Source organism: Streptomyces sp. MMS24-W38 (assembly GCF_059889265.1).
In genome coordinates this window covers 1,726,365-1,751,905 of the sequence record NZ_JCBCPP010000001.1, presented here as the reverse complement: position 1 = coordinate 1,751,905, position 25,541 = coordinate 1,726,365, and the positions used below count along the sequence as shown (strand labels likewise).

The window sequence follows — 25,541 nt, the reverse complement described above, 5'->3', positions numbered from 1 at the left end:
GGCCGGGCGGCCCGGGGGCGGCGGGCCTACATTGGTCGTACGCCGGCGTCGACGTCCGGGAGCCCACCATGACGGTCACCCACACCCTCGAGGGCGAGTTCGGGGTCCTGCGCCGACAGGACCCCGAACTCGCCGAGATCCTGCTCGGCGAGCGTGAGCGGCAGGCGACCACGCTCCAGCTGATCGCCGCCGAGAACTTCACCTCGCCGGCCGTGCTGGCCGCCCTCGGCTCCCCGCTCGCCAACAAGTACGCCGAGGGGTACCCGGGCGCCCGCCACCACGGCGGCTGCGAGATCGTCGACCTCGCCGAACGCCTCGCCGTGGAGCGTGCCAAGGCGCTGTTCGGCGCCGACCACGCCAACGTCCAGGCACACTCCGGCTCGTCCGCCGTGCTGGCCGCCTACGCCGCCCTGCTGCGCCCCGGAGACACCGTCCTCGCCCTCGGCCTGCCCCACGGCGGCCACCTCACCCACGGCTCGCCCGCGAACTTCTCCGGCCGCTGGTTCGACTTCATCGGCTACGGCGCGGACGCGGAGACCGGGCTCATCGACCACGACCAGGTCCGCACCCTGGCCCGTACGCACCGGCCCAAGGCGATCGTGTGCGGCTCCATCGCCTATCCGCGCCACATCGACCACGCCTTCTTCCGCGAGGTGGCCGACGAGGCCGGCGCCTACCTCATCGCGGACGCCGCGCACCCGATCGGCCTGGTCGCCGGGGGAGCGGCCCCGAACCCGGTCCCGTACGCGGACATCGTCTGCGCCACCACGCACAAGGTGCTGCGCGGGCCGCGCGGCGGCATGATCCTGTGCGGCGCGGAACTGGCCGAGCGCGTCGACCGTGCCGTCTTCCCCTTCACCCAGGGCGGGGCGCAGATGCACACGATCGCCGCCAAGGCGGTCGCGTTCGGGGAGGCGGCGACACCGGCGTTCACCGTGTACGCCCACCGGGTGGTCGCCAACGCGCGGGCGCTCGCCGCCGCACTGGCCGACGAGGGACTGGTCGTCACCACCGGCGGCACCGACACCCATCTGATCACCGCCGACCCCGCCCCGCTCGGCGTCGCCGGACGTGAGGCCCGCGGCCTGCTGGCGGGGGCCGGGATCGTCCTGGACTGCTGCGCGCTGCCGCACGCCGACGACCGCGGGCTGCGCCTGGGCACCGCGGCGGTGACCACCCAGGGCATGGGGGAGCCGGAGATGGCACTGATCGCGGGCCTGCTGGCGAGCGTCCTGCGGGGCGGCACCGAGCCCGCCCGGGCCCGCGAGGACGTACGGGAACTGACCGCGGCCTTTCCGCCGTATCCCGGCTGAGACGTGTCACCCGGCTCACCCGGCCGGGTTTTCGCACCCGTATCGGCGCGCATGCGGGGTAGGCGCACCCGCATGCCGGACCGACCGCACAGTCACTCGTGCAACCATCGTCGCTACCCGGAAGTCCTCACCCGTATGCGTGCCTCGCTAGGGTGTGGGGCTGTGATGGCCAGCGAGACCTGTGGGGAAGCCCGTGCGTGAATACCTGCTGACGCTCTGCATCACGGCCGCGGTGACGTATCTGCTGACAGGGCCGGTACGGAAGTTCGCGATCGTGGCGGGGGCGATGCCGGAGATCCGGGCACGTGACGTGCACCGGGAACCCACTCCGCGGCTCGGCGGTATCGCCATGTTCTTCGGCCTGTGCGCGGGCCTGCTGGTGGCCAGCCACCTGGCGAACCTGAACGAGCTCTTCGAGAGGTCCAACGAACCGCGCGCCCTGCTGTCAGGGGCCGCCTTGATCTGGCTGATCGGTGTGCTGGACGACAAGTTCGAGATCGACGCCCTGATCAAGCTGGGCGGCCAGATGATCGCCGCCGGTGTGATGGTCATGCAGGGGCTGACGATCCTGTGGATCCCGTTGCCGGGTGTCGGCACGGTGGCGCTCACCCAGTGGCAGAGCACGCTCTTCACGGTCGCCCTGGTGGTCATCACCATCAACGCGGTGAACTTCGTCGACGGTCTGGACGGGCTGGCGGCGGGCATGGTGTGCATCGCCGCGTGCGCGTTCTTCCTGTACGCCTACCGCATCTGGTTCGGCTACAACATCGAGGCGGCAGCCCCCGCCACGCTCTTCGCGGCCGTCCTCATGGGCATGTGCCTGGGCTTCCTGCCGCACAACATGCATCCCGCGCGGATCTTCATGGGCGACTCCGGCTCCATGCTCATCGGCCTGGTCCTCGCCGCCGGTGCGATCTCCATCACAGGACAGGTCGACCCGGACGCGCTGAACCTGTACGCGGGTTCGGAGAGGGAGGCCGTGCACCAGACGGTGCCGGTCTACATCCCGCTGCTGCTGCCGCTGACGATCATCGCGGTGCCGGCCGCCGACCTGGTCCTGGCCATCGTGCGGCGCACCTGGCGCGGCCAGTCGCCGTTCGCGGCGGACCGGGGCCATCTGCACCACCGTCTGCTGGAGATCGGCCACTCGCACAGCAGGGCGGTGCTGATCATGTACTTCTGGTCGGCGCTGATCGCCTTCGGCGCGCTCGCCTACTCGGTCAACTCGGCGTCCATGTGGATCGTGCTGAGCGTCGTCATCCTGAGCGCCATCGGTCTGCTGCTGCTCCTGCTGCCCCGGTTCACCCCGCGCGCGCCGCGCTGGGCGGAGGCGTTCGTCCCGCCGCGCTACCGCCGCCGCAGGGCCCTGGCGACGCCAAAAGCGCCGGAAGCCTCCGGCGACCCCGCCACGGCGCGGTCACGGGCCGCCGATGCCCCCGAGGAGGCCGCCGACGGCCACCGCGCCCCGGTCACCGCCGGCGTCTCGGGCGTCAACGGCGCGACGGCCCTCGGCCACCACGCACGTCTGGGCGACCGGGGTAAGGCAGGCAGCTCCCGCTGACGGGGCGTCACGACGGACGTCGGGACGGGCGGCACGGTCAAGGTAAGAATCCGACTAGAGCATTGCCAAGTCGTGGGGCTGTGATGGGGCACTCTTGGGGGTGCGAAGCCCCCAATATCAGACAAGTCACCCTCGCGCGTGCTCAGGCGTGCCGCTTCACCCTCGTGCGCCACGTTCCGCACGCCCATTAGGTAAAGAGTCCATCAAATAGTTTGTGATACCGTTCACGAGTCTCACCGGAGAGAGCCGGCGGACCGTGGTGCAACGGTTCGACGGTGGAGAGGAAAGCTCACTCCATCCGGGGGACTACGCTCGTCCCCGACGACATCTCATGTGCCTCATGCCCCCTGCTCAAAGCGGAGTTCCGTCATGCCGTCCAACGACGTCCGGATTCTGATCCAGGCTGCCGTCCCCACCGCTGCCGTCGGTGCGGTCGCGGTCGCGGTCGGTGGTGCCGTCGAAGGCGGCCAGGGGGTGATCGGAGCGGTCATCGGAGCGCTGCTCGTGATCCTGCTCATGGGCACGGGTCTGTACGTCCTGCAGTGGATCGCCAGGTCGATACCTCATCTGTTCCAGGCGATGGGGCTGATGATGTACATGACGCAGATCCTGCTGATCTTCGTCTTCATCGCGCTCTTCAAGGACACGACCCTGTTCCACCCGAAGGTCTTCGCCCTCTCGCTGCTCGTCTCCACCCTCACCTGGGTCGCCGCGCAGGCGCGGGCCACGATGAAGGCCAAGACCTTCTACGTGGACCCCGAGCCCACGACGGCCGGGAACGCGGCGGAGAAGAAGGAATCCGCGGAGCGGCCGTCGTGAGGCGTAGGGCCGGGATAAAGGCGCACGACGGACCCTGCTATCGTCCGGTGCCAACTGCGGCATCGCGGGCGCGGGCATCCGAGCTGACGCCTGTCACATCGCGAGGCGAGATGCCCCACTGCCGCCCCCACATCCGTAACACCAGTCCCGTGCCGAACCGCGGCCCCGTGCCGCGCCGACACCACGAGGTTGCCGAATCCATGCGCCACGCTGAAGGAGCCCGCGGTGAGTGCTGACCCGACACAGGTGCTCGCCTTCGAGACCGACTGCCACATCTTCGACGGTTGTGGCTTCCCGTCTCCCGGGCTGCACTCGTTCCTGTTCGAGCCCCTGTGGGGCGACGCCGACAGCAGCGTGTACTTCAACAAGACGATGCTGCTGGCGCTGCTCGGCTCGATCATCATCGTCGGCTTCTTCTGGGCGGCGTTCCGCCGGCCCCAGGTCGTCCCCGGCAAGCTCCAGATGGTCGCCGAGGCCGGCTACGACTTCGTCCGCCGGGGTGTCGTCTACGAGACGATGGGCAAGCGCGAGGGCGAGAAGTACGTCCCGTTCATCGTCGCGCTGTTCTTCTTCGTCTGGATGATGAACCTCTGGTCGATCATCCCGCTCGCTCAGATGCCGGTGACGTCGATCTTCGCCTACCCGCTGGGCCTCGCGCTGGTCGTCTACATCGTCTGGGTCTCGCTGACCTTCAAGCGGCAAGGCTTCGTCGGTGCCCTGAAGAACTTCACCGGCTACGACAAGTCGCTCGGTGCCGCGCTGCCGGTCGTCATGCTGATCGAGGCCTTCTCGAACCTGCTCGTGCGGCCCTTCACCCACGCCGTGCGACTCTTCGCGAACATGTTCGCGGGCCACATCCTGCTGGTGCTGTTCACCATCGCCAGCTGGTACCTGCTGAACGGCATCGGGATCGCCTACGCCGGCGTCTCGTTCCTGATGGTCCTGGTGATGACCGTCTTCGAGCTCTTCATCCAGGCCCTGCAGGCGTACGTCTTCATCCTCCTGGCCTGCACCTACATCCAGGGCGCGCTCGCCGAGCAGCACTGAGCGTCCCGCACCGCCCCCATTCGACCGGTGGACCACCCCCACCGGCCCGTGAAGAAAAGGAAGAACCGGAATGTCCCAGACCCTGGCCGCCGTCAGCGGCTCGATCGCTTCCATCGGCTACGGCATCGCCGCGTTCGGCCCCGGCATCGGCGTCGGCATCATCTTCGGCAAGGGCACCGAGGCCCTCGCCCGCCAGCCCGAGGCCGCTGGTCTGATCCGCGCCAACCAGATCCTCGGCTTCGCCTTCTGTGAGGCGCTCGCCCTCATCGGCCTGGTCATGCCGTTCGTCTACGGCACGTGATCATCTGATCCACGACCGGCCCACTAGACGAAAGGCACTCTGATATGAGCGCACTGCTTCATATCGCGGCCGAGGAGGCTCAGAACCCCCTCGTCCCGCCGATTCCCGAGCTCGTCATCGGCCTGCTCGCCTTCGTCATCGTCTTCGGCTTCCTCGCCAAGAAGCTCCTCCCGAACATCAACAAGGTTCTGGAGCAGCGTCGCGAGGCCATCGAAGGCGGTATCGAGAAGGCCGAGGCCGCTCAGACCGAGGCCCAGAGCGTCCTCGAGCAGTACAAGGCCCAGCTCGCCGAGGCCCGGCACGAGGCCGCGCGCCTGCGCCAGGAGGCGCAGGAGCAGGGCGCCACGCTCATCGCCGAGATGCGCGCGGAAGGCCAGCGGCAGCGTGAGGAGATCATCGCCGCCGGTCACTCGCAGATCGAGGCGGACCGCAAGGCCGCCGCGTCGGTGCTGCGCCAGGACGTCGGCAAGCTCGCCACCGACCTGGCCGGCAAGCTCGTCGGCGAGTCCCTCGAGGACCACGCCCGGCAGAGCCGCGTGATCGACCGGTTCCTCGACGACCTCGACCAGAAGGCCGAGGCCGCACGATGAACGGAGCGAGCCGCGAGGCCCTGGCAGCCGCACGTGAGCGTCTCGACGCGCTGACGGACTCCACGTCCGTCGACGCCGGCTCGCTCGCCGAAGAGCTGGCCGCCGTCACCGCGCTGCTCCACCGCGAGGTGTCGTTGCGCCGGGTCCTCACCGACCCGGCGCAGGCCGGCGAGGCCAAGGCGGAACTGGCCCAGCGCCTGCTCGGAAGCCAGCTCAGCGGCACCGCCGCCGACCTGGTGTCCGGCATGGTGCGCTCCCGCTGGTCGCAGTCCCGCGACCTGGTGGACGCACTGGAGGAGCTGGCCGACCTCGCCGACCTCACCGCCGCGCAGCAGGCGGGCGCGCTCGACGGTGTCGAGGACGAGCTGTTCCGGTTCGGCCGGATCGTCTCCTCGAGCAACGAGCTGCGCGCCGCGCTGACCGACCGCAAGGCCACCACCTCCGCCAAGAGCGAGCTGCTGCACAGCCTGCTCGGGGGCAGGGCGCACGCGACCACCGAACGTCTGGTGACGCGTCTGGTGACCACGCCGCGGGGACGTAGCCTGGAATCGGGACTCGAGTCCCTGTCCAAGCTCGCCGCCGAGCGGCGTGACCGCATGGTGGCCGTCGTCACCTCCGCGGTGCCGCTGAGCGACGTGCAGAAGCAGCGCCTCGGCGCCGGCCTCGCGAAGCTCTACGGCCGCCGCATGCACCTCAACCTCGCCGTGGACCCCGAGGTCATCGGCGGGATGCGGGTGCAGGTCGGCGACGAGGTCATCAACGGCTCCATCGCGGACCGGCTGGAGGACGCGAGCCGCCGACTGGCGAGCTAGCGCCGACGCGGCAGTCGCGCACGGCGCGACAGACGCGACCAACGCAGCAACTGAACACCAAGAACGTACTTGCGGCCCTGGTTGGGCCGTGCAGAGGATTCACCTCTTCTGGGGGGAGTCCCGACTCGTGGAATACCCCCAAAGTGAAACTTCGGGCCCAACAAGGAGAGCAGGGAACTCAGATGGCGGAGCTCACGATCCGGCCGGAGGAGATCCGGGACGCACTGGAGAACTTCGTCCAGTCGTACAAGCCGGACGCGGCCTCGCGCGAGGAAGTCGGTACGGTCACCCTCGCCGGCGACGGCATCGCCAAGGTCGAGGGTCTGCCCTCGGCCATGGCCAACGAGCTGCTGAAGTTCGAGGACGGCACCCTCGGCCTCGCCCTCAACCTCGAGGAGCGCGAGATCGGTGCCATCGTCCTCGGTGAGTTCAGCGGCATCGAGGAGGGCCAGCCGGTCGCCCGCACCGGCGAGGTCCTGTCCGTCGCCGTGGGCGAGGGCTACCTCGGCCGCGTGGTCGACCCGCTCGGCAACCCGATCGACGGCCTCGGCGAGATCGAGACCGAGGGCCGCCGCGCCCTCGAACTGCAGGCCCCCACGGTCATGCAGCGCAAGTCGGTGCACGAGCCGATGGAGACGGGCTACAAGGCCGTCGACGCCATGACCCCGATCGGCCGCGGTCAGCGTCAGCTGATCATCGGCGACCGCGGCACCGGCAAGACCGCGCTGGCCGTCGACACGATCATCAACCAGCGTGACAACTGGCGCTCCGGCGACGTGAACAAGCAGGTCCGCTGCATCTACGTCGCCGTCGGCCAGAAGGGCTCCACCATCGCGTCGGTCCGCCGCGCGCTGGAGGAGAACGGCGCCCTGGAGTACACGACCATCGTCGCCGCCCCGGCGTCCGACCCGGCCGGCTTCAAGTACCTGGCGCCCTACACCGGCTCGGCCATCGGCCAGCAGTGGATGTACCAGGGCAAGCACGTCCTGATCATCTTCGACGACCTGTCGAAGCAGGCCGACGCCTACCGCGCCGTCTCCCTGCTGCTGCGCCGCCCGCCGGGGCGCGAGGCCTACCCGGGTGACGTCTTCTACCTGCACTCCCGCCTCCTGGAGCGCTGCGCCAAGCTCTCCGACGAGATGGGCAAGGGCTCGATGACCGGTCTGCCGATCGTCGAGACCAAGGCGAACGACGTGTCGGCGTTCATCCCGACCAACGTCATCTCCATCACCGACGGCCAGTGCTTCCTGGAGTCCGACCTGTTCAACGCCGGTCAGCGTCCGGCCCTGAACGTCGGTATCTCGGTCTCCCGCGTCGGTGGCTCCGCCCAGCACAAGGCGATGAAGCAGGTCTCCGGCCGACTGCGCGTGGACCTCGCCCAGTTCCGTGAGCTGGAGGCGTTCGCCGCCTTCGGTTCCGACCTGGACGCCGCGTCGAAGTCGCAGCTGGAGCGCGGTCAGCGCATGGTCGAGCTGCTGAAGCAGGACCAGTACCAGCCGATGGCCACCGAGGACCAGGTCGTCTCCGTCTGGGCCGGCACCACCGGCAAGATGGACGAGGTGCCGGTCGCCGACATCCGCCGCTTCGAGAAGGAGCTGCTGGAGTACCTGCACCGCAGCGAGCAGGGCCTCATGACCTCCATCCGCGAGGGCGGCAAGATGTCGGACGACACCCTCCAGGCCGTGGGCGACGCGATCGCGGCCTTCAAGAAGCAGTTCGAGACGAGCGAAGGCAAGCTGCTCGGCGAGGACGCTCCGGCCGCTGCCGCCAAGTGACGTTCAAGGAAGGGACCTGACTCATGGGAGCCCAGCTCCGGGTCTACAAGCGTCGCATCCGATCCGTCACCGCGACCAAGAAGATCACCAAGGCGATGGAGATGATCGCCGCCTCGCGCGTCGTCAAGGCGCAGCGCAAGGTGCGGTCCTCCACGCCGTACGCCCAGGAACTGACCCGTGCGGTCACGGCCGTCGGTACCGGTTCGGACGCCAAGCACCCGCTGACGACGGAGGCGGAGAACCCGACCCGTGCCGCGGTCCTGCTCCTCACGAGCGACCGCGGCCTGGCCGGCGCCTTCAACGCCAACGCGATCAAGGCGGCGGAGCAGTTGACCGAGCGCCTGGAGGGCGAGGGCCTGGAGGTCGACACGTACATCGTCGGCCGCCGTGGGCTCGCGCACTACAACTTCCGTGAGCGCAAGGTCGCGGAGTCGTTCGCGGGCTTCACCGACGAGCCCACGTACGCGGACGCCAAGACCGTCGCGGCGCCGCTGATCGAGGCCATCGGGAAGGACACGGCGGACGGCGGAGTGGACGAACTCCACATCGTCTACACCGAGTTCGTCTCGATGATGACGCAGACCGCGGTCGGCTCCCGACTGCTTCCGCTGCGCCTCGAGGAGGTCGCGGAGGAGACGTCCACCAAGGACGAGATCCTTCCGCTGTACGACTTCGAGCCCTCGGCGGAGGACGTCCTCGACGCCCTGCTGCCGCGCTACGTGGAGAGCCGCATCTACAACGCGCTGCTCCAGTCGGCCGCTTCGAAGCACGCCGCCACACGGCGTGCGATGAAGTCGGCCACCGACAACGCGGGTGAGCTGATCAACACGCTCTCCCGTCTTGCCAACGCGGCCCGCCAGGCCGAAATCACCCAGGAAATCAGCGAGATCGTCGGTGGCGCAGGCGCTCTGGCCGACGCAAACGCGGGGAGTGACAATTAATGACCACCACTGTTGAGACCGCGGCGGCCACGGGCCGTGTCGCCCGGGTCATCGGCCCGGTCGTCGACGTGGAGTTCCCCGTCGACGCGATGCCGGAGATCTACAACGCCCTGCACGTCGAGGTCTCCGACCCGGCGAACGAGGGCGAGCTGAAGACGCTGACCCTGGAGGTCGCCCAGCACCTGGGTGACGGCCTGGTCCGCACCATCTCCATGCAGCCCACCGACGGTCTGGTCCGCCAGGCCGTGGTGACCGACACGGGCTCGGCCATCTCCGTCCCGGTCGGCGACTTCACCAAGGGCAAGGTGTTCAACACCCTCGGTGCGGTGCTGAACAGCGACGAGACCTACGACGGCGAGCGCTGGCCGATCCACCGCAAGGCGCCGAACTTCGACGAGCTCGAGTCGAAGACCGAGATGTTCGAGACCGGCGTCAAGGTCATCGACCTGCTCACCCCGTACGTCAAGGGCGGCAAGATCGGTCTGTTCGGCGGTGCCGGCGTCGGCAAGACGGTGCTCATCCAGGAGATGATCTACCGCGTCGCCAACAACCACGACGGTGTGTCGGTGTTCGCCGGTGTCGGTGAGCGCACCCGTGAGGGCAACGACCTCATCGACGAGATGAGCGACTCGGGCGTCATCGACAAGACCGCCCTGGTCTTCGGCCAGATGGACGAGCCCCCGGGCACCCGTCTGCGCGTCGCGCTGGCCGGCCTCACCATGGCCGAGTACTTCCGTGACGTCCAGAAGCAGGACGTGCTGTTCTTCATCGACAACATCTTCCGCTTCACGCAGGCCGGTTCCGAGGTGTCGACCCTGCTCGGCCGCATGCCCTCCGCGGTGGGCTACCAGCCGAACCTGGCCGACGAGATGGGTCTCCTCCAGGAGCGCATCACCTCGACCCGCGGTCACTCGATCACCTCGATGCAGGCGATCTACGTCCCCGCGGACGACCTGACCGACCCGGCCCCGGCCACCACCTTCGCCCACCTCGACGCGACGACGGTGCTCTCCCGTCCGATCTCCGAGAAGGGCATCTACCCGGCCGTGGACCCGCTGGACTCCACGTCCCGCATCCTGGACCCGCGCTACATCGCGCAGGACCACTACGACGCGGCCATGCGGGTGAAGAACATCCTGCAGAAGTACAAGGACCTGCAGGACATCATCGCGATCCTCGGTATCGACGAGCTCGGCGAGGAGGACAAGCTCGCCGTCCACCGCGCCCGTCGCGTGGAGCGCTTCCTGTCCCAGAACACCCACGTCGCCAAGCAGTTCACCGGCGTGGACGGTTCGGACGTGCCGCTGGACGAGTCGATCGCCGCGTTCAACGCGATCTGCGACGGTGAGTACGACCACTTCCCGGAGCAGGCGTTCTTCATGTGCGGTGGCATCGAGGACCTGAAGAAGAACGCGAAGGAGCTGGGCGTCTCCTGAGCCTCGCGCTCGAGTCGGGGGGCGGGAACCGTCCCGCCCCCTGACCCCCGCCCATTAGACTTGTAACCAACACCCGGCGGACCTGCCGGGTGGTGACCCGAGGAGCCATCTTGGCTGCTGAGCTGCACGTCGCGCTGGTCGCGGCCGACCGAGAGGTCTGGTCGGGCGAGGCCACCCTGGTCGTCGCGCGCACCACGTCCGGCGACATCGGCGTCATGCCCGGTCACCAGCCGCTGCTCGGTGTGCTGGAGTCGGGACCGGTGACCATCCGTACGAACGACGGCGGGACGGTCGTCGCCGCGGTGCACGGCGGTTTCATCTCGTTCGCGGACGACAAGCTGTCGCTGCTGGCCGAGATCGCCGAACTGTCGGACGAGATCGACGTCAAGCGCGCGGAGCGGGCGCGGGACCGTGCGAAGTCGGAGGCGGACGCCTCGGCGGAGCGGCGCGCGGACGTACGACTGCGCGCGGCGGCGGGGCACTGAACGACCCGAGGAGCCACCCAGGCCGTCTAGGCTCTGGGGGAGCCGTGCAATGACGTGACTCAGCCGCGGCTGGGACCGGAGCGATCCGGACCCGGTCGCGGCTGAGGCAGATCTGGATGATTTTTCCGTTCCGTTACCTAGGAGACGAGGAGGTCGGTGTCGATGGTCCTCGCTCTGACTGTGTGCGGAAGTGTCGTGGCGCTCGTGGTGGTGGGCCTCTTCGTGTTCGGCCTGCGCCGCCGCTTCATCCAGCGTTCCGGCGGAACCTTCGACTGCAGCCTGCGCTGGGACGTCCCGGAAGCGGGCGACACCGGCGGCAAGGGCTGGGCGTACGGGGTGGCCCGCTACAACGGCGACCGGGTGGAGTGGTTCCGCGTCTTCTCCTACGCGCTGCGTCCGCGCCGAGTCCTGGAGCGCTCGGCGATCGAGGTGGCCGGCCGCCGGGTGCCCGAGGGCGAGGAGGAGCTGGCGCTGCTGTCGGACGCGGTGATCCTGGCCTGTCTGCACCGGGGCAGGCGGCTGGAGCTGGCGATGAGCGACGACGCGCTGACCGGTTTCCTCGCCTGGCTGGAGGCGGCACCGCCCGGCCAGCGGGTGAATGTGGCGTAGACACGTGTGAACACGACTGCTCCCCCGGACGAGGTCCGGGGGAGCAGTCGTGTCGTTCGCGGTCGGGTGCCGGTGGCCTACTTCAGGCCGTTGTGGATGGCGCCGACCAGTTCACCGCCCGCGGTGTCACCGCTGAACTCCCAGAAGAACGCCCCGCCCAGGCCCTGGTTCTTGGCCCAGGCCATCTTGCTGTTGATGGTGGCGGGGGTGTCGTAGGACCACCAGTTGTTGCCGCAGTGGGCGTACGCCGTGCCGCCGACGGTGCCGGTGGCCGGGCAGCTGTTCTTGAGGATCTTGTAGTCCTCGATGCCGGCCTCGTAGGTGCCGGCCGCCGGGCCGGTGGCGGTGCCGCCGGGGGCGGCCTGGGTGACGCCGGTCCAGCCGCGGCCGTAGAAGCCGATGCCGAGCAGCAGCTTGCTCGCCGGGACGCCCTTGGCCTTCAGCTTGGCGATGGCGGCGGCGGAGTTGAAGCCGTCCTGCGGGATGCCGTTGTACGCGGTCAGCGGCGAGTGCGGGGCGGTGGGGCCGGCCTTGTCCCAGGCGCCGAAGTAGTCGTACGTCATCACGTTGTACCAGTCGAGGTACTGGGCGGCGCCGCCGTAGTCGGCCGCGTCGATCTTGCCGCCGTTCGAGCCGTCCGCGGTGATGGCGGCGGTGACCAGGTAGTCCTTGCCGAACTCGGCGCGCAGGGCCTGGGAGAGGTTCCTGAAGGCCGCCGGACCACTGGTGTCGCAGGTCAGACCGCAGGCGTTCGGGTACTCCCAGTCGATGTCGATGCCGTCGAAGACGTCGGCCCAGCGCGGGTCCTCCACGACCTGCTTGCAGGACTTGGCGAACGCGGCCGGGTTCTGCGCGGCCTGGCCGAAGCCGCCGGAGTAGGTCCAGCCGCCGAACGAGTACAGCACCTTGATGTGCGGGTACTTGGCCTTCAGCTGGCGCAGCTGGTTGAAGTTGCCGCGCAGCGGCTGGTCCCAGGTGTCGGCGGTGCCGCTGACGGACTGGTCCGCGGTGTAGGCCTTGTCGGTGGCGGCGTAGGCGTCGTCGAGCTTGCACTGGCCGCCCACGACGTTGCCGAACGCGTAGTTGATGTGCGTGATCTTGGCAGCGGAGCCGGACGTCACCAGGTTCTTGACGTGGTAGTTGCGGCCGTAGACGCCCCACTCGGTGAAGTAGCCGAGATTGACCTTGGCGCCGGTGGGCGGCGGTTCCTCGGTGTTGCCGGTGGTGCGGACCCGCACCGCGCCGCTGACCGGACCGGTCTGGTCGGCGGTGTCACGGGCCTGGACGGTGTACGAGTAGTCGGTGCCCTTGGCCAGCCCGGTGTCCGTGTACGAAGTGCCGGTCACGGTGGCGACCCTGGCGCCGTCGCGCAGGACGTCGTAGTTCTTGACGCCCTTGTCGTCGGTGGCCGCGGACCAGGACAGCCGCACGGAGGTGTCGGTGATGTTCGAGGCGGTGGGGGTGCCGGGGGCGGAGGGGGCCGCGTCGCCGGGGACGGAGGTGCCGTCGCAGCTGCCGCCGTTGAGCTTGCAGCCGGACGGGGAGCCGGAGCCGCTGCCGTTGAAGCCGAAGGAGATCGACGCCCCGGGAGCGAGGGTGCCGTTCCAGCCGGCGTTCTTGGCGGTCCAGTGGTCACCGGAGCCCGTGACCGTGGCGTCCCAGGCGGAGGTGACCTTGGTACCGGAGGGGAAGTCCCACTCCACGGTCCAGGAGTTGATCGTCGTGGTGCCGGTGTTCTTCACCGTCCACTTGCCCTCGAAGCCGGAGCCCCAGTCCTGGGTCTTGGCGTAGGTGGCGGTCGCCGAGGTCGCGGCCTGGGCGGGGCTCGCGAGGGCGACGAGAGCGGAGAGGGGGAGGAGCAGGGTCGAGAACCCTGCCACGGCTCTGTGTCTGAAGCGCATGGCGCGCCTCCTTCGTGGGGTGGGGGATATCGCCGTGGACATGACTGAGCCTTCACACCCACGGTGCCGCGAGGATAGAAAGGTCTGGACCACAGGTCAATAGGTCTGGACCACCCACTCGGTTCGGTCAGATCCCCAACTCCTGCGCCAGTACCGCCGCTTGCACGCGGCTGCGCAGCCCCAGCTTCCCCAGCAGGCGGCTGACGTGGGTCTTCACCGTGGCCTCCGCCATGTCGAGGCGCTCCGCGACGGCGGCGTTGGACAGGCCCTCGCCGAGACAGGACAGCACCTCCCGCTCGCGCCGGGTGAGGGAGTCCAGCACCGCCGGATCGGCCGTGGACCCGCGGGCGGGCTTCGCGGCGAACTCGGCGATCAGCCGCCGGGTCACGGCCGGGGCGACGATCCCCTCCCCGCGCGCCACCGTGCGCACGGCCTCGATGAGGTCCTTCGCCTCCGTGTTCTTCAGCAGGAACCCCGAGGCCCCGGCCCGCAGCGCCCCGAAGACGTACTCGTCGAGGTCGAAGGTGGTCAGCACCAGGACGTCGGCGAGCCCCTCCGCGACGACCTGCCGGGTGGCCGACACCCCGTCCAGGCGCGGCATCTGCACATCCATCAGCACCACGTCCGGGCGCAGTTCACGGGCGAGCGCCACCGCCTGCTCACCGTCCGCCGCCTCACCCGCCACCTCGATGTCGGGCGCGCTGCGCAGGATGAGCACCAGCCCGGCGCGGACGGCCAACTGGTCCTCGGCGACCAGGACGCGGATCATCGGCTCTCTCCTCGGGGTATGTCTCGGGGTACGTCGGTGACGGGAAGGGAGGCGCGGACGACCCAGAGCTTGCCGTCGGTGCCGTCCGCGGCGTTCTCCGGGCCGGCCTCGAAGGTGCCGTGCAGCAGCGCGGCACGCTCCCGCATCCCGACGAGGCCGGCCCCGGAGCCCGGCGCGCGCGGGGCGTCCCCGCCCCCGTAGGGACTGGTCACCCGCAGCTCGAGGGTGCTGTTCCGCCCACGCAGCCACACCGTCACCGCGCCCTGCGCGGCGTGCTTGAGCGTGTTGGTCAGCGACTCCTGCACGATGCGGTACGCGGCCAGCTCGACCGGGGCCGGCACGGGACCGTGCACGGCGTCGAGGGTGACGTCCAGGCCGTTGGCGCGGGCCCCCTCCACCAGGGCGCCGAGACCGTCGAGGGTCGGGGTGGCGGCCGGCGCCTTGTCGTCGGCGGTGGTGCCGTCCCGCAGGATGCCGATGAGGCGGCGCATCTCGGACAGCCCCTGGACGCTGTTCTCCCGGATCACGGTGAGCGCCTCGCGGGAGGTCTTCTCGTCCTCCAGGGAGAGGGCGGCCGTGGAGTGGATGGCGATCGCGGACAGGTGGTTGGCGACCATGTCGTGCAACTCCCTTGCCATCCGGGCCCGTTCGGCCACCACCGCCTGGGTGCGGTCCATCTCGGCGAGCAGCGCGGTCTGTTCGGCCCGCAGCCGGGCGGAGTCGGCGGCCTCGCGGTGGTTGCGCACGATCAGACCCGTCGACGCGGGCGCGAACGCGACGAGGCCGATGAACACACCGACCAGCAGCGCCTCCGGCACCCGCCACACCGCGTAGGGCACCAGCGTTCCCACGAGCGTGAGCAGTGCGGTGACCCGCGGGATGTGACGGGCGGAGGGGGGCGTGCCGTAGAGGACGGCGGTGTACATGAGGTCGGTGTACATCAGGAGCGTGATCAGGCTGCCCTGGGTGAGGGCGTCCCCGATCAGCGCGACCGTGCCGATCAGCAGGGCGGTGCGCGGGGCGGCCCGGCGCAGCAGCTCGCCCCCCGCCATCAGGAAGAGCGGCAGCACGATCGGCCAGGGGCCGTCGAAGAGCACGGTCGGGTCGTGGGCCGGCCGCATGCCCAGGCCGATGCCGCACAGCAGGAGCCCGCCGAACAGCCCGGCGAGCGCGACCCATGCGTCGAAACGGTGGGGGCGGGGGAGTCGTACGGCCATGGAACCATCCAACACGGTGCGCGCACCCGGTGCCTTGTGCCCGCGAAGGGTCCTGGACTGCATCTTTCGATGTACCGGAGGTTCGTCACCGGCGACGACGATCCCGGCCGCCCCGCACGGGAGCCTGAAAGGGGGACCGAGAGGAGCGAACCGTGATCGTCGCCTTGATCGCAGCATGCGAGATCGGCTTCTGGGTGCTGCTGGCCGCCGGACTGGCCTTCCGCTACCTGCTGCGCATGCCGCGCACCGGCCTGGCGCTGCTGCTGTGCGAACCGCTGCTGGAGGTCGTCCTGCTGGTCGCCACCGCGCTGGACCTGAAGAACGGCGCTGAGCCGGGCTGGGCGCACGGTCTGGCCGCGCTCTACATCGGCTACACCGTCGGGCACGGCCACCGCACCGTGAAGTGGCTCGACGGCCACGCCGCCCACCGGTTCGGCGGCGCCCCGAAACCGGCCGGCCCGCCCCGCTACGGCATGGCCCGTGCCCGGTACGAGGCCAGGGTGTGGCTGGGCACGCTGGCGGGGGCCGCCGTGGCCACCGTCCTGCTCCAGCTCGCCATCCGGTACGTCGGCGACGCGAGCCGGGTGGGTTCCCTGGAGAGCTGGCGCCTCACCGCCTGGCGCGTCGCCGGCATCCACGGCCTGATCGCCCTGACTTACTGGCTCTGGCCGAAGAAGGCTCCGGCGGGCGAGGGGCGGGCGGACCGGGACGATCTCGCCGGGTCGAAGAAGGGCGTCCGCCGTTGAGCCCGGCCGGGCCGTCGGGACGGACGCCCGGACGACCCGCTGCCGTCGCCCCTCAGCGCTCGCCGCCCGGTACCCACAGGATGTCGCCGGTCTCCTTGTTGGCGGTGCGGGCCAGGATGAAGAGGAGGTCGGAGAGGCGGTTGAGGTAGGTGGCGGTGAGGGGGTTCATGGTGTCGCCGTGCGCCTCCAGGGCCGCCCAGGTGGAGCGCTCCGCGCGGCGGACCACCGTGCAGGCCTGGTGGAGGAGGGCGGCGCCCGCCGTGCCTCCCGGGAGGATGAAGGAGCGCAGCTTCTCCAGCCGCTCGTTGAAGTGGTCGCAGTCCGTCTCCAGCCGGTCCACGTAGAACTGCTCGACCCGCAGCGGCGGGAACTCCGGGTTCTCCGCGACCGGCGTCGACAGGTCGGCGCCCACGTCGAACAGGTCGTTCTGCACGCGGGTGAGGACCTTGACGACCTCCTCGTCCAGAGCACCCAGCGCGATCGCGGTGCCGATCACCGCGTTCGCCTCGTTGGCGTCGGCGTAGGCGGCGATGCGCAGGTCGGTCTTGGCGACCCGGCTCATGTCACCGAGGTTCGTGGTGCCCTTGTCGCCGGTCTTCGTGTAGATGCGTGTCAGGTTGACCATGAGGCCAGCCTAGTGAGGCCCCGGCTGTCCGGACACCGGTGTGCCGGCCGTCACGGCCGGCCGTGACGGCGGGCGGGAGGGTGGGGCCGGTGTGGGGGCCCGCCGTTACGGCCGGTCTCGGGTGGGGCGAAGTCCCGTGTCAGATCCCGCAGCTGGGCGCGGACCAGTACGGTGACGGGTCGAAGGCCACGTGGGTGTGGTCGTTGTGGCCGGGGTAGCCGGGGCCGAGGATCTCGGAGAAGCCGTGGACCCTGGACTGCTTGGCGAGGGTGCACAAGCTCGGTGAGCCGACCAGGTCGGCCGCGTCGCCGTAGAGATGACGGCTGGTCGACGAGCCGCCGACCGCGCTGTTGCAGGCGTAGGAGCGGAAGCCGCTGGAGATGGTGATCGGCACGTCACCGAGCGCGTGCCGCAGCGCCTCCAGCTTCCACATGGTCTTCAGCGCGTTCGCCTTGGCGGTGGCCGCCGAGACCGCGCCGCCCGACCAGGTGGAGTTGCACTTGTTGAGTTCGGCGTAGCTGAAGTGGACGGGCGTGCAGTCGGCGTCCTGGAGCGCGTAGATCTTGCTGAAGGTCTGCGGGCCGGCGACACCGTCGGCGGGCAGTCCGTACGCCGACTGGAACTTCTTGACGGCGGCGGCGGTGCGGGCACCGTACTGGCCGTCGTAGGAGAGCCGCTCGCCCGAGGTCACCCAGCCGGCGACCCGGATCTGCAACTGCGTCACGTCGCTGCCGGAGGAGCCCTGGGACAGGGTGCGGTTCCAGGTGTAGCACTCGTCGGCGTGCGCCGTGCCGGCGGTGGCGCCCACCCCGAGGATCGTACCCGCCATGATCATGACAAATGAGAGAAGGATGCGCGTCGCGCGTCTCAGCATTTTGGCCTCCCGACCGTCCGTCGCTGGATGGATCGGTGCCGCCCGGCCCGGACGGCACCCGCCGACCAGCGTGCGGCACAGTGCTACGCGCGTCAACAATCCGTGGATGAATACCTGGAGTTGACGGTGGGGAGGATTGGTGGCCGAACCTCGGGAGCCTCAGAAGCGTCGGGAGTGATGGGCGTCTCACTGCGTGAGACGTGACACGCATTACTAACCCCTCACACATCCGCTCGCGAGCGCTAGTGTCCGCGAGTGACGTACAGGAACAGCGTGTGAGTGTTTCGAAGGGGAGTCGCACAGTGGCACGGAAGCTCGCCGTCATCGGGGCCGGTCTCATGGGGTCCGGAATCGCCCAGGTCTCCGCTCAGGCGGGCTGGGACGTCGTCCTGCGCGACGTCACCGACGAGGCGCTCACACGAGGTACCGACGGAATCAAGTCGTCGTACGACAAGTTCGTGAGCAAGGGCAAGCTCGAGGCCCACGACGCCGACGCGGCCCTCGCCCGGATCACCGCGACCACCGACCTGGACGCCTGCGCGGACGCGGACGTCGTGGTCGAGGCGGTCTTCGAGAAGCTCGAGGTCAAGCACGAGATCTTCCGCGCCCTCGACGGGATCGTGCGCGACGACGCCGTGCTCGCCTCCAACACCTCCGCCATCCCGATCACCAAGATCGCGGCTGTGACGGAGCGCCCGGAGCGGGTCGTCGGCGCGCACTTCTTCTCACCGGTGCCGATGATGCAGCTGTGCGAACTGGTCCGCGGCTACAAGACCAGCGACGAAGCCCTCGCCACCGCGCGGGAGTTCGCCGAGTCGGTCGGCAAGACCTGCATCGTCGTCAACCGCGATGTGGCCGGCTTCGTGACCACCCGCCTCATCAGCGCCCTCGTCGTCGAGGCCGCGAAGCTCCACGAGTCGGGTGTGGCGAGCGCCGAGGACATCGACCTGGCCTGCAAGCTGGGCTTCGGTCACGCCATGGGGCCGCTGGCCACCGCCGACCTGACCGGCGTCGACATCCTGCTGCACGCCACCGGGAACATCTACACCGAGTCCCAGGACGAGAAGTTCGCCCCGCCCGAGCTGATGCGCCGGATGGTTGACGCGGGTGACATCGGCCGGAAGAGCGGGCAGGGCTTCTACACGTACTGATCACCCCGAACGCCCCGATGCTCATCACGCACCGGGGTGAATTCGGTATCGGTTCGCTTACGCGGGGCAACCTCTGCGGGCTCCACGCAGTCAGAGGTTGCATCACCGTCGTCAAAAACGTGAGAAGCCTGAGAATCTCAGAACTTTAAAACCTGAAAACCTTAAAAGCGGAGCACGGCACGCACGGGAGCGCATATGTATATCAGGGGCGACCACGCCGAACTGGTCGTCGGGGGCCGCCTCGATGTCCGCAGCGCGGCGGACGCCCGTACGGTCCTGCACTCGGCCGTCGACGACGGTGTCGGCGATCTGCTGCTGGACCTGTCCGAACTGGACTCCTGGGACGCCACCGGACTCGGCGTGATCATGGGGGTCCACCGGCGGGCCGGCCGCTGCGGCCGGCGGCTGGTGCTGCGCGACGTACCACCGCAGCTGCAGCGCCTGTTGGTGGCCACCCGGCTGCACCGGATCCTGGCGATCGAAGGGGGCATCGGGGTGGACACGCTGCCGCGTGTGTGAGGTCGGTACGGGGATGAACCTGACGGACCTGGCGAACCTGACGACCGGCAGGGCCCGGCCGACCTGACCGGAGCCCCGGCGACCCGTGCGACGTGCGCACAATCCTCACGAGACTGTGATGTCCCGGACCGAGCGGTACCCCGGACTGTCGTAGATACTGGGAGAAGGCTTAGGGTTCGGCTGCCCGCTGCCTCAACAACCCTCGAGCGGGCCCGGACCAGAAGCGACAGCGCGGTGTGCGGCAAGGCCGGGAGGGGCTTGGACCCAGGCACACGACGCTTTTGGGGGGCTAGGACCTTATGGACCCGAACAACCCGGGACCCGAGGAGTACGGTCGTGACGGTGACGGGCACGCGCCGCGCCAGCGCCCGCCCAGGGAATCCCTCACATCCGACTTCGGACAGTCCGCGCCCGTGCTCGCCCGCACGGTGCAGCTCGTCTCCGGCGACTTCCTGCTCACCGTCAACCCCGTCGACGGCAGTGAGATAGAGCCCTGCCCGCCCGCCGAGCGGCCCGCCCGCCCCGTGAAGCTGACGGAGGCCGAGCGCGCCGAGACCCAGCGGGCCGCCAGGCCGCCCGTCCCGCCCGGCCCGGCCCAGCCCGAACTGCCGCTGACGGCCCGCCAGGACGAGCGCGAGAAGCTGGTCCGACTGCTCGCCCGCGGCCGTTCCGTGCGCCTCACCGGTCCCGCGGGCTCCGGCCGTACCCGACTGCTCGACGTCGTCGCCGAGGACTGCGCGGACCTCGCCCCCGACGGCGTGGTCCGCCTGGACGGCCACCGCCGCAGCGCCGACGATCTGCTGTACGACCTCTTCTACGCCGTGCACAGCGCGCCGCTGTACCGCCCCGGCCGGGACGAACTCGCCGACTGCCTCCGTGAGGTCGGCGCGGTCGTCGTCCTCGACGACCTCGGTTTCGGCGGCGTTGCCCTCGACGAACTGCTCGACGCGACGCCCGAGTGCGCCTTCCTGCTCGGCGCCACCCCGGACGTGCCCGCCCCGTCGGCCGACTCCGCCGTGGAGGAGGTCGTCCTCGACGGACTCGACCGCGCGGCCGGTCTCGACCTGCTCGAGCGCGCCGTCGACCGGGACCTCACCGAGGACGAGTCGAACTGGGCCGGTGACCTCTGGTTCGAGTCCGAGGGCCTGCCGCTGCGCTTCGTCCAGGCCGGCGCCCTGCTGCGGCAGCGCGACCGGCTGCGCGCCGGCACCAGCGCCGTCGACGAGTTCGGCGTCTTCGAGGACCTCTGGCCCGGTGACCTGTCCGACGAACTGCCCGCCGACGCAGTCGACGCCGTCGACGGTGACGAGATCCCGTTGCCCTCGCTCGGCGAGGCGGCCGCTCCCGCCCCGCTGCTCGCGGCACGGCTCAGCGCCTCCGCCCGCGCCACCCTGCGGTTCGCCGTCGCGCTCGGCGGCGAACTCCCGCACCAGGCGCATCTGCCCGCGCTGGTCGGCGACACCCACGCCGACGCCGCGCTCGGCGAACTGGCCGCCTGCGGGCTGGTCGCCCCGGCCGGCTCCCGCTACCGGCTCGCCGCCGGCGTCCCGGCCCAGCTGGAGGCCGCCGGTTACGCCGACGGGGCGCAGGCGCAGGCACGCACCGCCGCCCAGCACTACGCCTGGTGGGCCGGACACCCCTCGGTCACCCCGGAACGGGTCTGCGCCGAGGCCGACGCGGTGCTCGCCGCGCTCGCCGTGCTGTCGCCGCCCTCCTCGGCCGCCGAGGAGGGCGAGGCGGACGTGGCGGTGCGACTGGCCCGCACCGCCGCACCCGCGTTCGCCGCGGGCCTGCACTGGAACGCCTGGGAGCGGACCCTGCGGGCCGGCGCGGAGGCCGCCCGGCTCGCCGGGGACGTGGCGGAGGAGGCCTACTTCCATCACGAGCTCGGCATCCACGCCCTGTGCGCGGGGGAGCTGGACCGTGCCCGTGCCGAACTGGAGGCCTCCATCGGCCTGCGCGGGGCCGCCGCCGACAAGCGAGGCACCGTCGCCGGACGCCGGGCACTGGCCCTGGTCAGCGACCGCTCCGGCATCCCGGTGGCGCTCGCGCCGACCGCGGGGGAGGAGGTGCCGGACGCCCAGTACGAGGAGTCGGCCTCGCCGCCCCGCGGGGTGCCGACGGCCTTCCCGGAGCTTCAGCCGCCCACCGACACCGGCCTGATCGTCCACCGCACCTCGCCCGTGCCGACGCCCACACCCGCGCCCAAGGTCGGCGTCGGGCTGAAGGGCCTGGCCCGGCGCAACCTCGTGGCGGCCGGCGCGGGGGCGCTACTCGTCGCCGTGCTGGGCACGGTGGTCACCCTCGGAGCCACCTCGGAGAACAACCCCGGTACCCCGTCGGAGAACGTCGGCGTCAACCCGTCCGCGAGCCAGGGTGCCGACGACGGCAGCCTGGGTGCGGACCGGCGGGCCGAGGAGGGCGGTGACACCGGTGACGCCACCAGCCGGGCGGCCGACCCCGGCCCGGACGGCACCCCCGGCACCTCCGACGACCCGACGCCGACGGCCACGGAGTCGGGTGAGGCCTCGGCCGGTCCGAGCGACACCGAGAAGCCGGACGACTCGACGCCCACGCCCTCCACGCCGACGAAGCCGCCGTCCTCGTCCGCGAAGCCGTCGACGTCGCCCAAGCCGAGCGAGTCCACCGGCAAGCCGCCCGAGCCGACGCCGGACCCGACCACCCCGACGCCGGACCCGACCACCCCGACGACGGAACCGACGGACGACGACACCCCGCCGCCGGAGACGTCCGACTCGGCGAGCGGCCCCACCTCCTCCACCCCGACCCAGACGGAGTCGGGGACGAGCAGTTCGGCGAGCGCCCCGCAGAGCAGCGAGGTGGGCACGCCGAGCAGCTCCGGGACGACGGTGATCTGACACCCCCGGGCGTCCGCGGACGCCCGGGAACACTTTCGGGCATGTGTGAAGGGCCGGGTCCCCGACGGGGACCCGGCCCTTCACACATGCCGTGACGTGGCTCAGAACAGGCGCAGTTTGTCGTCCTCGATGCCCCGCATGGCGTCGTAGTCGAGGACCTGGCAGCCGATGCCCCGGTCGGTGGCGAGCACGCGGGCCTGCGGCTTGATCTCCTGGGCCGCGAACACGCCGCGCACCGGGGCGAGATGCGGATCGCGGTTCAGCAGCTCCAGATAGCGCGTGAGTTGCTCCACGCCGTCGATCTCACCGCGCCGCTTGATCTCCACCGCGACGGTCTGTCCCTCGGCGTCGCGGCAGAGGATGTCGACGGGGCCGATGGCGGTCATGTACTCGCGGCGGATGAGGGTGTAGCCCTCGCCGAGGGTCTCGATGCGGTCCGCGAGCAGCTCCTGGAGGTGGGCTTCCACGCCGTCCTTGATCAGGCCGGGGTCGACGCCCAGTTCGTGCGAGGAGTCGTGCAGGACCTCCTCCATCGTGATGATGAGTTTCTCGCCCGCCTTGTTGACGACGGTCCAGATCCCCTCCTCGTCACCGCTGCCCTCTTTGAGCGTGCAGGGCGGCGACATCCAGTTCAGGGGCTTGTAGGCCCGGTCGTCGGCGTGGATCGAGACACTTCCGTCCGCCTTGACCAGGATCAGACGGGGTGCCGAGGGCAGGTGCGCGGTGAGCCGCCCGGCGTAGTCCACGGAGCAGCGGGCAATGACGAGACGCATGGTCGGCAACGCTACTCGACGAGCCGCGGTCGATGCGATTCGCCCGGTCCCGTGACCGGCTCGGAGCCGAGTCACAGGAGCCACTCCAGACCCTCGCGACGTGTCCTGTATCTCCTGGAAAACGCGTGTTCGGCGATGGCCGATTCCCGGCCCACAGCAAGTTCCGCATCCGGGGATTCTCCTGGTGCGGCCCCGGCCAGTTGCTTACGGTAGTGAACGGGAGGTCGCGGCGTGTGCACGCAGCGTGTCGGATTTTGCGAACTCCCGTATCTGTCAGGCAACCCCCGCCCGGCGGGGGTGCGAGAGGAGAACCCATGTCGCTCGACGTCTCACCGGCCCTACTCGAACAGGCCGAGCGAGGCGAGGTCGACGAAGCAGACTTCGTCGACTGCGTCCGGACCTCCCTGCCCTACGCGTGGGAGATGATCAGCTCCCTGGTGGCCCAGTTGAAGGTGGACGGCGGAGAGTTCGCCGACAACCAGACGCCTCCGCCGGACGAGCAGGCTCGCGGTCAGCTGCTGCGTGCGCTCGCGAGTGACGCGATACGCGGCGCGCTGCAGCGGCACTTCGGTGTCCGGCTGGCCTTCCAGAACTGCCACCGGGTGGCCGTGTTCCCGCTCGACTCCTCGGTCGACGAGAGGCTTGCCAAGTTCACCTCGGTCCGTGGGCAGCTGCTGAACCAGTCGCCGGAACTGCGCGACTGCTGACACGCCCCGTCGCTTGCCGCTCCGTACGCGGGAGGTGCGCTCTGTACCGGGGCGGCAAGTCTCACCGGAATCCCCCGCTCGTTCAGACGAGTTGGGGGATCACCTCGGCGCCGAGCCGCCGTACGTTCTCCTCGGTCGCCGCGAGGTCGCCGGAACCCTCGACGAGCAGGGCGAACCGGGAGATGCCGGTCCGCTCGCTGGTCGCGGCGAGCCGGTCCGCGCACAGCCGCGGGGTGCCCACCGGGTGCAGCCCGCAGAGGAGTTCGGTGTAGGCCAGCGGGTCGCGCATCCGCCGCTCCCGGTCGTCCACCGTGACGTGGGCCTCGAGCCCCTGTCGCAGCCAGCCGGGCAGCGCCTTGAGCAGCGTCTCCGCCGCGTCGGTGCGCCGGTCGGCGATCTGCACGACGCCGGCCGACACATGGGCCGCGCGGTGGATCTCCGCCGCCGGCCGTCCGCACGCGCGCGCGTGCCGCTGCCACAGGGCGACCATCTCGGCCTTCTCCTCGTCCCCCACATGCATGCCGAGCAGCATCGGCAGCCCGCGCTCGGCCGCGAGCCGCACGCTCGCCGGGGAGGTGCAGGCGACCACGACCTCGGGGCCCTCCGCCTCGGTGAGGGACTCCGACGGGCGCGGGACGACGGGCACTTCACGGAACCGGAAACGCTCCCCGGAGGCCGCGACGGAGGGTTCGCGCAGCCAGCGCGTCAGGAGATCGAGCGATTCGGGGAACCCCTTCTCGTACGCCTCGAGGCCGGACCCGAAGACCTCCAGGTCGACCCACGGCCCGCCGCGCCCGACGCCCAGCGAGAACCGCCCGCCGCTGGTGACGTGCAGCAGCGCGGCCTGCTCGCCGAGCGCCACCGGATGGACGGTGGGCAGCACGCTGACCGCCGTACCGACCCGGATGCGGCGGGTGCGGCCCAGCAGTAACGCCGCCAGGGTGACCGCCGACGGACAGGTGCCGTACGGCACGAAGTGGTGCTCGCCCAGCCAGACCGCGTCCAGCCCCGCCTCCTCGGCCACCTCGGCCGAACGGACCGCTCGGTGCAGTGCCTCCCCTTCGCCCTGCCCGGGGAACCGGGCGGCCAACACGAAACTTCCAACGCGCATCACTTTCCTGCTTCCTTGGCTCCGACACGGAGCTCCCCCGCAGGGCATAACCGTCTGACACGTGCCGAGGACACGGCTCGGAGGGGAATTTACGGATTGTCTGCAGAATGGGCGGTTCTGGAGCGAGTGTTGCGCCCTTGTGAAGGGAAGCTTGTGACGTTTGGTTCCGTACGCGTACCCCGACCGGCGCCGCGTAGGCTGGAAGCGGTCCCGCATCCTGTATAGCCCCGTGAGGTGTTCTGTGTCCCCGCGTCGTAACCGACCCAAGGGAGCCGGTTCGTCCGGCCGGAGCGCCGAGGACGACCGTTCCGGACGGTACGGCGGCTGGCAGTCCACCGAGAGCTGGCAGGGCGAGGAGTGGAGCGTGCGGCACGTGGCGGGCTCCAGTGCCCAGGGCAAGGCGTACCGCTGCCCCGGCTGCGACCAGCTGATCCCGGACGGGGTGCCGCACGTGGTGACCTGGCCGGAGCACGCGGGGGTCGACGACCGCCGGCACTGGCACAAGGCCTGCTGGAACGCGAAGGACCGCCGCACCACGCGGGCGCAGCGGTCCCGTAACGCGCCGAGGTTCTGAGCCCGG

General features: G+C 70.2%; 25 protein-coding genes. 18 read left to right on the top strand and 7 right to left on the bottom strand.

All coding sequences use genetic code 11. The features are described 5' to 3' along the window. Positions 1 to 68: 68 nt before the first annotated feature. From glyA to AC6F7H_RS06510, 12 genes are all read left to right on the top strand, one after another. Positions 69 to 1,313 carry a serine hydroxymethyltransferase gene (glyA, locus tag AC6F7H_RS06565; RefSeq protein WP_500755818.1) on the top strand — a complete coding sequence of 415 codons (1,245 nt, stop codon included), beginning with the start codon at positions 69 to 71 and terminating at the stop codon, positions 1,311 to 1,313. Positions 1,314 to 1,506: 193 nt separating this feature from the next. Then, positions 1,507 to 2,874, top strand: a complete 1,368-nt coding sequence (locus AC6F7H_RS06560; protein WP_500755817.1) for an MraY family glycosyltransferase — start codon at positions 1,507 to 1,509, stop codon at positions 2,872 to 2,874. A gap of 369 nt (positions 2,875 to 3,243) precedes the next feature. Further along, positions 3,244 to 3,693, top strand: coding sequence for a Cg1360 family ATP-synthase-associated protein (locus tag AC6F7H_RS06555; RefSeq protein WP_500755816.1), 450 nt, complete (start codon positions 3,244 to 3,246; stop codon positions 3,691 to 3,693). Positions 3,694 to 3,918: 225 nt separating this feature from the next. Beyond that, complete coding sequence (gene atpB / locus AC6F7H_RS06550; protein ID WP_500755815.1) at positions 3,919 to 4,740, top strand: F0F1 ATP synthase subunit A; 822 nt, start codon at positions 3,919 to 3,921, stop codon at positions 4,738 to 4,740. Positions 4,741 to 4,810: 70 nt separating this feature from the next. After that, the gene (gene atpE, locus AC6F7H_RS06545; RefSeq protein ID WP_067391271.1) at positions 4,811 to 5,041 is read left to right on the top strand and encodes an ATP synthase F0 subunit C; all 231 of its coding nucleotides are present in this window, start codon (positions 4,811 to 4,813) and stop codon (positions 5,039 to 5,041) included. Positions 5,042 to 5,085: 44 nt separating this feature from the next. Beyond that, on the top strand, positions 5,086 to 5,631 hold the full coding sequence (locus AC6F7H_RS06540) for a F0F1 ATP synthase subunit B (RefSeq protein ID WP_500755814.1): 546 nt from the start codon (positions 5,086 to 5,088) through the stop codon (positions 5,629 to 5,631). Beyond that, a complete protein-coding gene (locus AC6F7H_RS06535) occupies positions 5,628 to 6,443 on the top strand; it encodes a F0F1 ATP synthase subunit delta (RefSeq protein WP_500755812.1) in 816 nt (271 codons plus the stop codon). The genes AC6F7H_RS06540 and AC6F7H_RS06535 overlap by 4 nt, the downstream gene beginning before the upstream one ends. Before the next feature lie 182 nt (positions 6,444 to 6,625). Beyond that, a complete protein-coding gene (atpA, locus tag AC6F7H_RS06530; protein WP_109378019.1) occupies positions 6,626 to 8,218 on the top strand; it encodes a F0F1 ATP synthase subunit alpha in 1,593 nt (530 codons plus the stop codon). Between the two features lie 23 nt (positions 8,219 to 8,241). After that, positions 8,242 to 9,159: a F0F1 ATP synthase subunit gamma gene (locus AC6F7H_RS06525; protein WP_500755810.1), complete on the top strand. Its 918-nt coding sequence runs from the start codon at positions 8,242 to 8,244 to the stop codon at positions 9,157 to 9,159. Then, on the top strand, positions 9,159 to 10,595 hold the full coding sequence (gene atpD, locus AC6F7H_RS06520; protein ID WP_500755809.1) for a F0F1 ATP synthase subunit beta: 1,437 nt from the start codon (positions 9,159 to 9,161) through the stop codon (positions 10,593 to 10,595). Before AC6F7H_RS06525 ends, atpD begins: the two co-directional genes overlap by 1 nt. Positions 10,596 to 10,705: 110 nt before the next feature. Next, positions 10,706 to 11,080, top strand: a complete 375-nt coding sequence (locus AC6F7H_RS06515; protein WP_202277415.1) for a F0F1 ATP synthase subunit epsilon — start codon at positions 10,706 to 10,708, stop codon at positions 11,078 to 11,080. A gap of 162 nt (positions 11,081 to 11,242) precedes the next feature. Then, positions 11,243 to 11,689, top strand: a complete 447-nt coding sequence (locus tag AC6F7H_RS06510) for a DUF2550 domain-containing protein (RefSeq protein WP_109378015.1) — start codon at positions 11,243 to 11,245, stop codon at positions 11,687 to 11,689. 77 nt (positions 11,690 to 11,766) lie between these two features. Here AC6F7H_RS06510 and AC6F7H_RS06505 read toward each other — a convergent pair whose 3' ends face one another. The 3 genes from AC6F7H_RS06505 to AC6F7H_RS06495 form a co-directional block, all read right to left on the bottom strand. Beyond that, positions 11,767 to 13,590, bottom strand: a complete 1,824-nt coding sequence (locus AC6F7H_RS06505; RefSeq protein ID WP_500755808.1) for a glycosyl hydrolase family 18 protein — start codon at positions 13,588 to 13,590, stop codon at positions 11,767 to 11,769. Positions 13,591 to 13,717: 127 nt separating this feature from the next. Continuing rightward, positions 13,718 to 14,359 carry a response regulator gene (locus tag AC6F7H_RS06500; RefSeq protein ID WP_500755807.1) on the bottom strand — a complete coding sequence of 214 codons (642 nt, stop codon included), beginning with the start codon at positions 14,357 to 14,359 and terminating at the stop codon, positions 13,718 to 13,720. Continuing rightward, positions 14,356 to 15,576 (bottom strand): sensor histidine kinase, encoded by a 1,221-nt coding sequence (locus tag AC6F7H_RS06495; protein WP_500755805.1) that lies wholly within the window; start codon positions 15,574 to 15,576, stop codon positions 14,356 to 14,358. Before AC6F7H_RS06495 ends, AC6F7H_RS06500 begins: the two co-directional genes overlap by 4 nt. 152 nt (positions 15,577 to 15,728) lie before the next feature. On the opposite strand from AC6F7H_RS06495, the gene AC6F7H_RS06490 reads away from it, so the two are divergent. Further along, positions 15,729 to 16,322 (top strand): hypothetical protein, encoded by a 594-nt coding sequence (locus AC6F7H_RS06490; RefSeq protein ID WP_500755804.1) that lies wholly within the window; start codon positions 15,729 to 15,731, stop codon positions 16,320 to 16,322. A 52-nt stretch (positions 16,323 to 16,374) separates the two neighbouring features. Here AC6F7H_RS06490 and AC6F7H_RS06485 read toward each other — a convergent pair whose 3' ends face one another. Next, positions 16,375 to 16,947 carry a cob(I)yrinic acid a,c-diamide adenosyltransferase gene (locus AC6F7H_RS06485; protein ID WP_500755803.1) on the bottom strand — a complete coding sequence of 191 codons (573 nt, stop codon included), beginning with the start codon at positions 16,945 to 16,947 and terminating at the stop codon, positions 16,375 to 16,377. Between the two features lie 139 nt (positions 16,948 to 17,086). Next, entirely contained in the window at positions 17,087 to 17,821 is a 735-nt protein-coding gene (locus AC6F7H_RS06480) for a D-Ala-D-Ala carboxypeptidase family metallohydrolase (protein WP_500755802.1), read from the bottom strand. Between the two features lie 302 nt (positions 17,822 to 18,123). On the opposite strand from AC6F7H_RS06480, the gene AC6F7H_RS06475 reads away from it, so the two are divergent. The 3 genes from AC6F7H_RS06475 (at position 18,124) to AC6F7H_RS06465 (ending at position 22,370) form a co-directional block, all read left to right on the top strand. Further along, entirely contained in the window at positions 18,124 to 18,972 is an 849-nt protein-coding gene (locus AC6F7H_RS06475) for a 3-hydroxyacyl-CoA dehydrogenase family protein (RefSeq protein WP_500755801.1), read from the top strand. A gap of 195 nt (positions 18,973 to 19,167) precedes the next feature. Continuing rightward, positions 19,168 to 19,491, top strand: coding sequence for an STAS domain-containing protein (locus AC6F7H_RS06470; RefSeq protein ID WP_500755799.1), 324 nt, complete (start codon positions 19,168 to 19,170; stop codon positions 19,489 to 19,491). Between the two features lie 299 nt (positions 19,492 to 19,790). Continuing rightward, positions 19,791 to 22,370 carry an ATP-binding protein gene (locus AC6F7H_RS06465; RefSeq protein WP_500755798.1) on the top strand — a complete coding sequence of 860 codons (2,580 nt, stop codon included), beginning with the start codon at positions 19,791 to 19,793 and terminating at the stop codon, positions 22,368 to 22,370. 101 nt (positions 22,371 to 22,471) lie between these two features. Here AC6F7H_RS06465 and nucS read toward each other — a convergent pair whose 3' ends face one another. Next, positions 22,472 to 23,143: an endonuclease NucS gene (gene nucS / locus AC6F7H_RS06460; RefSeq protein ID WP_109378005.1), complete on the bottom strand. Its 672-nt coding sequence runs from the start codon at positions 23,141 to 23,143 to the stop codon at positions 22,472 to 22,474. Positions 23,144 to 23,457: 314 nt separating this feature from the next. Between nucS and AC6F7H_RS06455 the strand changes: the two genes are divergently transcribed. Then, positions 23,458 to 23,850 carry an SCO5389 family protein gene (locus tag AC6F7H_RS06455; RefSeq protein WP_042167610.1) on the top strand — a complete coding sequence of 131 codons (393 nt, stop codon included), beginning with the start codon at positions 23,458 to 23,460 and terminating at the stop codon, positions 23,848 to 23,850. An 82-nt stretch (positions 23,851 to 23,932) separates the two neighbouring features. On the opposite strand, the gene AC6F7H_RS06450 is transcribed toward AC6F7H_RS06455, so the two are convergent. Beyond that, positions 23,933 to 24,961, bottom strand: a complete 1,029-nt coding sequence (locus tag AC6F7H_RS06450; protein WP_500755796.1) for an LLM class flavin-dependent oxidoreductase — start codon at positions 24,959 to 24,961, stop codon at positions 23,933 to 23,935. A gap of 241 nt (positions 24,962 to 25,202) precedes the next feature. Between AC6F7H_RS06450 and AC6F7H_RS06445 the strand changes: the two genes are divergently transcribed. Then, positions 25,203 to 25,535, top strand: coding sequence for an Rv1322 family protein (locus AC6F7H_RS06445; RefSeq protein WP_500755794.1), 333 nt, complete (start codon positions 25,203 to 25,205; stop codon positions 25,533 to 25,535). Positions 25,536 to 25,541 lie beyond the last annotated feature (6 nt).